The organism is Microbacterium sp. PRC9 (assembly GCF_031844125.1).
In the GTDB taxonomy this organism is placed as follows: Bacteria; Actinomycetota; Actinomycetes; order Actinomycetales; family Microbacteriaceae; genus Microbacterium.
In genome coordinates this window covers 61,872-71,207 of sequence record NZ_JAUZUR010000012.1, presented here as the reverse complement: position 1 = coordinate 71,207, position 9,336 = coordinate 61,872, and the positions used below count along the sequence as shown (strand labels likewise).

The 9,336-nt window shown below is 70.8% G+C and carries 11 protein-coding genes; 6 read left to right on the top strand and 5 right to left on the bottom strand.

Translation table 11 applies throughout. The annotated features are described in order from the left end of the window. Positions 1–99 precede the first annotated feature (99 nt). Positions 100–402, top strand: a complete 303-nt coding sequence (locus Q9R33_RS19725) for a hypothetical protein (protein ID WP_056372086.1) — start codon at positions 100–102, stop codon at positions 400–402. Positions 403–447: 45 nt separating this feature from the next. Here Q9R33_RS19725 and Q9R33_RS19720 read toward each other — a convergent pair whose 3' ends face one another. After that, on the bottom strand, positions 448–1,305 hold the full coding sequence (locus tag Q9R33_RS19720; RefSeq protein ID WP_311294858.1) for an aldo/keto reductase: 858 nt from the start codon (positions 1,303–1,305) through the stop codon (positions 448–450). 123 nt (positions 1,306–1,428) lie between these two features. On the opposite strand from Q9R33_RS19720, the gene Q9R33_RS19715 reads away from it, so the two are divergent. After that, complete coding sequence (locus tag Q9R33_RS19715; RefSeq protein ID WP_310251128.1) at positions 1,429–1,818, top strand: PPOX class F420-dependent oxidoreductase; 390 nt, start codon at positions 1,429–1,431, stop codon at positions 1,816–1,818. Here the strand turns inward: Q9R33_RS19715 and Q9R33_RS19710 are convergent, their stop codons facing one another. Continuing rightward, positions 1,819–2,304 (bottom strand): SRPBCC domain-containing protein, encoded by a 486-nt coding sequence (locus Q9R33_RS19710; protein WP_310251125.1) that lies wholly within the window; start codon positions 2,302–2,304, stop codon positions 1,819–1,821. A 143-nt stretch (positions 2,305–2,447) separates the two neighbouring features. Here Q9R33_RS19710 and Q9R33_RS19705 point away from each other — a divergent pair, with 143 nt between their 5' ends. The 4 genes from Q9R33_RS19705 to Q9R33_RS19690 all read left to right on the top strand — a co-directional run bounded on the left by Q9R33_RS19705 (position 2,448) and on the right by Q9R33_RS19690 (position 5,473). After that, positions 2,448–3,581: a peptidoglycan-binding protein gene (locus Q9R33_RS19705; RefSeq protein ID WP_311294857.1), complete on the top strand. Its 1,134-nt coding sequence runs from the start codon at positions 2,448–2,450 to the stop codon at positions 3,579–3,581. 82 nt (positions 3,582–3,663) lie between these two features. Beyond that, entirely contained in the window at positions 3,664–4,032 is a 369-nt protein-coding gene (locus Q9R33_RS19700; RefSeq protein WP_056372100.1) for a hypothetical protein, read from the top strand. A gap of 55 nt (positions 4,033–4,087) precedes the next feature. Further along, entirely contained in the window at positions 4,088–4,972 is an 885-nt protein-coding gene (locus Q9R33_RS19695; protein WP_311294856.1) for an aminoglycoside phosphotransferase family protein, read from the top strand. 60 nt (positions 4,973–5,032) lie between these two features. After that, the gene (locus Q9R33_RS19690) at positions 5,033–5,473 is read left to right on the top strand and encodes a VOC family protein (protein ID WP_310251116.1); all 441 of its coding nucleotides are present in this window, start codon (positions 5,033–5,035) and stop codon (positions 5,471–5,473) included. Between the two features lie 40 nt (positions 5,474–5,513). On the opposite strand, the gene Q9R33_RS19685 is transcribed toward Q9R33_RS19690, so the two are convergent. The 3 genes from Q9R33_RS19685 to Q9R33_RS19675 form a co-directional block, all read right to left on the bottom strand. Continuing rightward, complete coding sequence (locus Q9R33_RS19685; protein ID WP_311294855.1) at positions 5,514–7,202, bottom strand: MDR family MFS transporter; 1,689 nt, start codon at positions 7,200–7,202, stop codon at positions 5,514–5,516. After that, a complete protein-coding gene (locus Q9R33_RS19680; RefSeq protein WP_311294854.1) occupies positions 7,199–7,840 on the bottom strand; it encodes a helix-turn-helix domain-containing protein in 642 nt (213 codons plus the stop codon). Before Q9R33_RS19680 ends, Q9R33_RS19685 begins: the two co-directional genes overlap by 4 nt. Positions 7,841–7,996: 156 nt before the next feature. Then, a complete protein-coding gene (locus tag Q9R33_RS19675; protein WP_311294853.1) occupies positions 7,997–9,100 on the bottom strand; it encodes a substrate-binding domain-containing protein in 1,104 nt (367 codons plus the stop codon). Between the last annotated feature and the right edge of the window lie 236 nt (positions 9,101–9,336).

The following is a 9,336-nucleotide window of genomic DNA, read 5'->3' as shown; positions in this document are numbered from 1 at the left end:
GCCCGCGGGTCATCCGCGCCGTCGGTCGCGCGATGGCCCCCGCGCCGAGCAGAATGGCCTCGACGGTCGCACGGCCGTTCGGACGAAGGAGAGGTCGGCGTGGCAGCTATCGACGGCAAGTGGGCGATCGAGGTCGCGACGCTTGCGGGATCCCACCATTTCGACGTCACACTGACGACGGTCGGAACCTCGCTTTCAGGCACCGCGATCGGCCCCACCGGCCCGATCGCGATCCGAGGCGGCACGGCCACGGGTGACACGGCCGAGTTCACACTCGACCTCGTCGCGCCGCTGCCGATGTCGCTCGCCGTCGCGCTGCACGTGGTCGGCAACCGGCTCACGGGCACGGCCCAGGCGGGACCCTTCCCGCCGTCCACCATCGTCGGCACCCGCACCGGCTGAGACCCGGCTCAGAGGAAGGGTTCGCCCGACGCGCCGGCTGCGCGGCTACGCGAGCGGTCGCGGGCGGGCCAGCGGCATGGTGGCCGCCATCATCCAGCGCGGCAGGCGGAACATCGGGCGGTCCTTGCCGAGCGCGTCGATGCCGGCCATCTCGGCGGGACTCAGCTCGAAGTCGAAGACGTCGATGTTCGCCGCGATGTGTGCGGGGTTGGTCGATTTCGGGATGGCCACGAACCCGCGCTGCACGTGCCAGCGCAGGATGATCTGGACCGCCGACTTCCCGTGCGCGGCCGCGGCTCCCAGGACTGCGGGCTCTGCGAGGAGTTTCGTCGACCCGTGACCGAGCGGGTACCACGCCTCGGGGATGATCGCGTGCTGGGCCAGGTAGGCGAGCAGGTCCGGCTGCTGCCAGTGCGGGTGCAGCTCGACCTGGTCCACCGCGGGCGGGATCCGCGCCGCCGGAAGCAGGCGCTCGAGATCCGACACCGCGAAGTTGCTCACCCCGATCGCGCGCACGACGCCCTGGTCGACGGCATCCTCCATCGCCCGCCATGCGCCCTTCACGTCGCCGACGGGCTGATGCAGGAGCAGCAGGTCGAGAGCGCCGCAGTCGAGTCGTTCCAGCGCGCCGCCGATCGCGGCGCGCGCCTTGTCGTAGCTGTAGTCCGAGGGCCACAGCTTCGTCGTGAGGAAGATCTCCTCGCGGGGGACCCCGGACGAACGGATGCCGCGCCCCACCGCCCGTTCGTTGCGATAGATGGCCGCGGTGTCGATGAGCCGGTACCCCGAGTCGAGAGCGGACCTCACACTCGACTCGCACACCGCCACGTCGGTGACGAGGTAGACGCCCAGGCCGAGCTGCGGCATCCGTGTTCCACTCGAGAGCGGGATGCTGGTCACCATATGTGCTGCCTCCTCCGGGGACTGGAGGCGCATCTACGCGTCCCTCATCGAACTGTAGATTCTCCGCGCCGCGATCGGGAGTCCCGGCGCGTGCCGCGCGGATCCGCCGGGTAGCGTGGGAACGTGCGGGAATTGTCGGAGGCGGGAATCGAGTTCGTGCGCGAACGGCACATCGGCACACTCTCGACGATGGCGCCGTGGGGCGGCATCCACGCGGTCGCGGTCGGCTTCACGCTGCACGACGGGCTGCTGCGCATCATCACGTCGCGCGACTCGCAGAAAGTCCGGAACGTGCGGCGCGACGGCACCGCCACGATCAGCCAGGTGGACGGCGCACGCTGGCTCTCGTTCCAGGGCACCGCCACGGTGCATGACGATCCCGACGAGGTCGCACTCGCGGTCGGCCTCTACGCCGAGCGATACCGCCAGCCCCGCGTCAACCCCCTCCGGGTCACGATCATCCTCACGCCTTCGCGGCTGATGGGCAGCAGCGGGCTCTTTCGGCAGGCGTGACTACGGTCGGGCGCCACCCTCGGCCAGGGCGGCGAGCGCTGCCGTGACCGCGCCCCAGCCCTCGGAGAACCCGAGCGCTTCGTGGCGCGCGCGGGCGGCGGCATCGCCGTGGCGCACCACCACGCGGTAGACGGTGCCGTCCGTGTGGTCGTCGAGGGTAATCTCGGCGGTCATCGCGACCGGCTCCGGCTTCGCCGGGTGCCAGCCGCTGTCGACGGCGTTGGTGAAGACGAGGCGGCGATGCGGCTCGACCACGAGGAAGACGGAGTCCGTGTGGGGGACGAACGGTGCGCCGTTGTCGCTCATGCTCGTGACGAAGGCGCCGCCGGGGCTGACCTCGAGTCGGTCCACGCGGGCGACGGTGGGCGCCGGCACCCACCATCGCGCGAGCAGGCTCGGTGTGGTCCATGCCTCCCAGACGGCCTCGCGAGGAGCGCGGATCACGCGATCGAGGGTGAGGTCGCGCTCGGGGTCGATCGTCGTCATGGCTTCTCCTCCGGATCGCCGACTCGTCGCAGACTACCTCCGGGTCGACACCCGCGGAACTCATGCGACCCGCATGACGCGTCGAGTCGGCTCGCGGTGCCATGATGTGGCTCACATGCTTCGGGTTCAGAAGGGGGCGCGACATGGAGAAGCTTCGCACCAGGGTGTCGGCGCGGCTGGGCGCCATCGTCGTCGCGGGCACGGTCGCGGCCGTGGTCCTCGCCGGATGCGCCGCCGAGGCCGACCCGGTCGAGCGGGCGAAGGCCCAGGTTTCGGCGAAGGAGGATGCGGTCGCCGAGGCGCAGACCGAGCTCACCGCGGCGTCGGGCGCGTTCTGCGGCGCCGGCAAGGACTACATCGAGGCGCTCGACCGCTACGGCGACGTGCTCAACGACACCGCTCCGACCGTCGGCGATGTCCGCAACGCGGGCGCCGACCTCGCCGCGCCGCGGCAGGACGTGGTCGACAGCGCCGAGGCGGCCGTGACCGCGAACCAGGCGCTGCACGACGCGCAGCAGGAGCTCGTCGACGCGCAGGTCGCGCTCGCGGAGGCGGAGGCAGGTCCGACGGGCACGCGGACCGAGCCCGCGCCCGCGGCGCCGTCGAGCACGCCGCTCGCGCCGACCGCGTCGGTCGAGCGGGTGAAGCAGGCGGAATCCGAGCTCGCGTCGGCCGAGGCATCCGTCACCGATGACACGCCCCTGAAGGACGCGGCCGAGCAGTTCAACAGCGCCGCGGTCGCGCTCGAGATGGCGTGGCTCGCGCTGTTCGCGGATGCCGGCTGCCTGACCGACGAGCAGGCGGCGCAGGCCGAAGCCGCTGTCCGCGCGTACACGTCGGCGCTGCAGCAGGACCTGCTTGTCGCGGGGTATTACACGGGCACCGTCGACGGTGTCTACGGGCCGCTGACGGTGCAGGCCGTCGAGGACCTGCAGAAGGCCGCCGGACTCCCGGTCACCGGCACCGTCGACAAGGCGACCGCCGAGGCGCTGCAGGCGAAGCTGGCCGAGCTGGGCGGCGCCGCCGCGCAGGAGTCGGTGGCGTCGACGGCTGCGCTGCAGCAGACGCTCACGCTCTCCGGCTTCTGGGACGGGCCGGTCGACGGCGTGTGGACGCCGGAGCTGACCGCCGCGTTGCAGGCTTTCCAGACGGAGTTGGGCGTCGAGCCGACGGGGACGGTGGATGCCGCGACCGTCGCCGCATTCCAGAAGCACGTCTCCGATCTGCAGGCGGCGGTCCCCGCGCCGACGCCCTCGCCCTCGAGCTCGGACGGCTGACCCACCGGCGGCTACAGCGACGGCCAGAGCAGCGGCACGGCGGTGCGGTGCCGGGCCATGTGCCAGCTCTAAGGTGGGCGGCATGAACGGATGGGTCCTGGCCCTCGCCCTGGTCAGCGCCGTGGTGAACGCATTCGGGATCCTCGGCGGTCTGGCCGCCGTCAAGGGCGCCCGCGCCGAGGACCATGTCGCGCGCACCACGGGCTGGTACCTCCTCATCCGATGCGCCGCTCTCGTCGTCGCGGCGCTGATCGGCGCACTCGGTGTCGGGCTCGCGTGGAGGTGGGAGGTCCGGGGCTGGGTCTTCGCCGTCGCGGCCGTCACCGTGCTGGTGCAGCTGCTCGATGTTCCCGTCTGGCTGTCGCACCCGGACAGATGGAAAGCAGGGGTCGCGCTCTCCTTCGCGCTGGTCGTCGTCGCCGTGGGGGCGGTCGCGCTGCTTGCGCCCTGACGGCTGCACGATTCCTGCGCGCGACGCGGTCGGATGTCGCGTCTACGCTGGGGCGGTGATCGTCGTCCCTCCTTCTTTCCGCGACATGCCGCGGTGGCGGTACGACGGTGAGGGACGGGAGTGGCTCGACCGGCTCCCCGATCTCGTCGACCGGCAGTGCCATCGATGGGGGCTCGTCGTCGACGGCGCCACCCTCCACGGCTCCAACGCGCTCGTCGTGCCGGTACGGCGCGGCGACGAGCGCGCGGTGCTGCGGCTCGCGCCACCGGGCGACGACGTCGCCACCGAGACCGCCGCGCTCGCGCATTGGAACGGCCGTGGCGTCGTCCTGCTGTGGGACGCCGACACCGACGCCGGCGCAACGCTCCTCGAGCGGCTCGACCACGACCGCACCCTGCAGGGCGAGCCCGTGCAGGAGGCCATCGTGATGCTGGGCGCCCTCACGAGGGTGCTCGCGATCCCCGCCGCTGCGGACGCGCGCAGCACGCGTGATATCGCGGCCGAGGCGATCGTGGCGTTCCCGGCGGAGTGGGAGGCCCTCGCCGGGCCGACCACGCCCGAGGTGCTCGACGCGGCGGTGGCGGCAGCATCCGCGATCGCATCAGCGCCCGACGAGCCGCTCTCGGTGGACGGCGACCTCCACTTCGAGCAGGTGCTCGCCGGAGGCCGGCTGCCGTGGACCGTGGTCGATCCGGTACTGCTGCGTGGCGACCCGGAGTACGACATCGGCCGCGCGCTGTGGTCGCGGCTGGACGAGCTGGAGGTCGACGACGACGTGTTCGCGGCGTTCGACGGATTCGTCGATGCGGCCGGGGTGCCGTCCGAGCGCGCGCGTCGCTGGGTGATCGTGCGGAGCATGTCGTACCTGCTGTGGGGGCTGCAGCGCGGCCTCACCCACGACCCGCGCACGTGCGTGCGCCTGCTCGGGCTGTTCGCCTGAGCCGACCGTCGACCGACGGCGGGGTACCGCTGCGCCCGTTCGACGCCTAAGGTCGCGAGGGTGGGCGTCCGCAGCTTCGAGCACATCGGCCTCATCGTCGAGGATCTCGAGGCGATGGCGGGCTTCCTCGAGATGCTCGGATTCCACCGCGGCGAGAAGGCCCGCGTCGGCGGCCCGTGGGCGGATCGCGTCAACGGGCTCACCGGCACCGACGTCGAGATGGTGTTCCTCACCGCGCCCGACGGCTCGGGAGCGATCGAGCTCTCGCAGTTCCTGCGACCGGAGAGCCCGGCATCCGTCGGCGATCTCCCGTCGAACACGCTGGGCCTGCGCCACCTCGCCTACCGCGTCGACGATGTCGAGGGGGTGCTCGCCCAGGTCCGCGCCGCCGGGTACGACACCATGGCGGAGCTCGTGAACTACGAGGATGTGTGGCTCGTCTGCTACGTCCGCGGGCCGGAAGGGCTCATCATCGAACTCGGACAGCGGCTCGACGACTGAGCAGCGCTCGGGCGACGTGCAGCGCCGGTTCGGAGCCTGACTACCGCGCGGCGCGGTCCTTCTCGCGCGTGCGGCGGCGTGCGCGTCCGGTGGGAGCGGCGCTGTGCTGCTCGACCTTCAGCCGCTCGGCCTCCAGGCGCTCGGCCTCCTCGCCGCCGATCGCCTCGCCGCGCGCGACGAGCCCGGCGACGTCCGACAGCGGGATCTGCTTGAGGAAGAGCGCCAGCACGAAGGCGATCGCGATGAACGGCACGAGGTACCAGAACACGGGCGCGAGTGCGTCGGCATACGCGTCCACGACTCCCGTCTTGACCGTGTCGGGCAGCGAGTTCAGCACCGAGGGGTCGATGCTCGATGTCGCCTCGCCCGCCTGCTCAGGGCTGGCTCCGGCGTCCGTGAAGACCTTCGTCAGGTTCTCGGTGAGGCGCGTCGTGAAGAGCGTGCCGAACACAGCGGTGCCGAGCGCCGCGCCGACCTCGCGGAAGTAGTTGTTCGTCGAGGTCGCGGTTCCGAGATCCGCGGCGGGCACGGCGTTCTGCACGACCAGCACGACGACCTGCATGATGCAGCCGAGGCCGACGCCGAACAGGAACAGGTAGGTGCAGATCAGCCAGATCGGCGTCGAGGCGGTGAGCGTCGTCATCAGCACCATCGCGACGCCGACGATGAGCGTGCCGGCGATCGGGAACAGCTTGTACTTGCCGGTCTTCGTGATGAGCAGGCCCGAGGCGATCGACATGCCCATGACGCCGACCATCATCGGGAGCATGAGGAGACCGGATGCTGCCGCTGACGTGCCCGACGACATCTGGAGGAACGTCGGCACGAAGCCGAGAGCCGCGAACATGCCGATTCCGATCGCCATGCCGATGGCGGTGGCGTTGATGAAGATCGGGTTGCGGAACATCGACAGCGGCATGATCGGGTCTGCCGCACGCGACTCGGTGAAGATGAACAGTCCCGCCGAGGCGACCAGGCCCGCACCCCACGCCCAGGTCGCGCCGGAGTCCCAGCCCTGGTCCGCCGAGCCGCCGAAGTCCGTGAAGAAGATGAGGCAGGTCGTCGCCGCCGTCAGGAACAGCACGCCCAGCCAGTCGATCGGCTTCTCAGCCTTCTTGTTCGGCAGCTTCAGCGCGAACACGGCGATGAAGAATGCCGCGATGCCGACTGGGATGTTGATGTAGAACGCCCACTGCCAGGTCAGGTGGTCGACGAAGAAGCCGCCGAGCAGCGGGCCGGCCACGGCCGCGAGGCCGAAGACGCCGCCCAGGGGGCCGAGGTACTTTCCGCGCTGGTCGGCGGGGACGATATCGGCGATGATCGCCTGCGACAGGATCATGAGGCCGCCGCCGCCGAGACCCTGGATCGCGCGGAAGACGACGAACATCCAGAAGTCGGTGGCGAACGCGCAGCCGACCGACGCCAGTGTGAAGATCGCGATCGCCACCATGAACAGTCGTCGCCGGCCCAGCACGTCGCCGAACTTGCCGTAGATCGGCATGACGATCGTGGTCGCGAGGATGTAGGCGGTCGTGATCCAGACCTGGTGCGAGACACCGCCGAGCTCGCCGACGATCGTCGGCATCGCGGTCGAGACGATGGTCTGGTCGAGGCTCGACAGGAGCATGCCCGCGATGAGCGCGGAGAAGATGATCCAGATGCGCCGCTGCGTGAGCAGGAACGGCGCGTCGGGGCCGGGCGTGGCGGTCGGGACGGTGGCGGTGGTCATTCGGGGGTTCCCATCACTGCGGTCTGCGTGGCGAAGAGGTCGCGCGCCGCACCGATGCGTCGCTCGAAGATCCGGGTGAACGATTCGGCGTTGCCAGGCTTCAGGAACTCGCCGGTGGCCGACCGGACGAGGGCGCCGATGACCTGGGCGGCGACCTGCGCGCGGAGATCGCCCGGCAGGAGGTTCTCGCGCTGCTCGATCAGGCGGGCGTCGAACTGCTCGCCCTCGAACCCCAGCTCGATCATGCGCGCGAGCAGCCGCGGCTCCTTCTCGACCGCGCGGAACAGGTCCTGCACCGTGTCGGGGGCGATGTCGAGCGCGCGCCAGCGCTCCTCGGCGAGGAGAGCGAGGTCGGTGAGCAGGTTCGGTGAGATGCCCGACTCGTCGGAGGCGCCGGCGAGGAAGCGGGCGATGGCGGCAGCATCCGATCGCTCCAGAGGGATGCCGAGGACGGCGTCGTCCTTCGAAGCGAAGTAGTTGAAGAACGTGCGTCGCGAGACCTCGGCCTCGCTGCACAGCTCCTCGAGGGTGAAGCCGGCCAGGCCGTGCTCGGCGGTGAACCGTCGTGCGGCGCGGATCAGGGTGCGCGTGGTCTCGGCGCGCCGGCGCTCGCGGAGCCCTTCTGCACTATCTGTCACATCATGCAGTTTTGCACTAAAGGTATTATCGTGCAAATTGGCCTGCGTTGCCGCCCTCCGGTGGTGCGTTTCGACAGGTCAACCGCGCCTTCGCAGGACCGCACTGAGTTCGGAGGGCCTGCAGAGCCCCGGTTGACCTGTCGAAGTGGGGGCGGGTCAGTGCACGGTGCCCACAGTGGAGGCGCGCGGCAGCAGTTCGGGCAGCAGGTACACGCGCTGCACCGGGCGCCGCGCTCCCTCGCTGAGCCGGGCGACCATCGTCTCGACCGCGAGACGGCCGACCTGCTGCTTGGGCGGACGCAGCGCCGTGATGGCGGGCTCCGCGCTCTCGGCGACCTCGTCGTCGTAGGCGACGATCGCGAGGTCTTCGGGGATCGCCCAGCCGTGGTCGCGCGCCTGCTGCTGCAGCAGCACCGCCTGCGGGTCGTTGTGGATGAGGAGTGCGGTGGTGCGCGTCTCGCGGCATCGCTCGAGCACGTCGGCGATCAGCGCCTCGCGGGCGACCCCGTCCAGGGCGTCGAGCGTCGCGTCGACGTCGACGAGGCACTCGAGACCGAGCCCCTCGACGGCGCGGTCCCACCCGCGGCGCAGCTGCCATGACGTCGGGGAACCGGCAGACGTCAGGATGCCGACGCGACGGTGGCCCAGCGAGGCGAGGTGATCGGCCGCGAGCGAGCCGCCGAAGACGTGGTCGGTGGTCACCCACTCGAGGCTCGTGAGCGCGAGCGCGGACGGCACGCGCCGCTCGGCGAGCACCACGGGGATCGGCAGCGCCTCGAGCCAGTGCAGCAGCGCGCGCCCGTCGGCGCCGAGGGTCTCGGGCGCCACGATGAGGCCGTGCAGGCTCCCGGACTCGACGAGGGAGGCGATCTGCCGGCGCTGGTCGTCGACGGCGTAAGTCGCACCCCGGAGGATCAGCTGGACGCCGAGTTCGGTCGCCGCGGCCCGCGCGCCGATCATGATGTGGGGCCAGTAGTAGCTGAGCGACGGCACGACCATCCCGACCCGGAACCGGATGGCGGCGCCCGACGAGGCGGGGACTGTCGTGTCGAGCCGGCTGCGCAGCGTCGCCCCGCCGTGCACGCGGGTGACGAGGCCGCGGTCGGCGAGCTGGCCGATGTCACGGCGGATGGTGAGCTCGGAGACCCCGAGCTCGCGCGCGAGGTCGGCCACCCGCACCGAGCCCGAGCGGCGCAGTTCGTCGAGGATGTGCTCGCGGCGGGAGAGGCCGAAGGCGGGCGGGTCGGTGGGCTGCTCCATGATCGCCTCAGCGTACAAGTGTGTTCGATTCGGTTCAAGACTGAACGAGTGTGTTCGTTTTGGTTCCCGCATCCCTCCCTCTCACGAGAGGATTTCGCTGCGGGCACGCGGTCGTGCCCCATTCGTGCGTCGAGGCCGGTCCGGATCCGCGAGCGCACGGGAGAAGCCCCAGGGGAAACGGAGACTGCGATGTCGCAGGGATGGATGCCTCGTCCGAAGGACGGACGGAGACCACG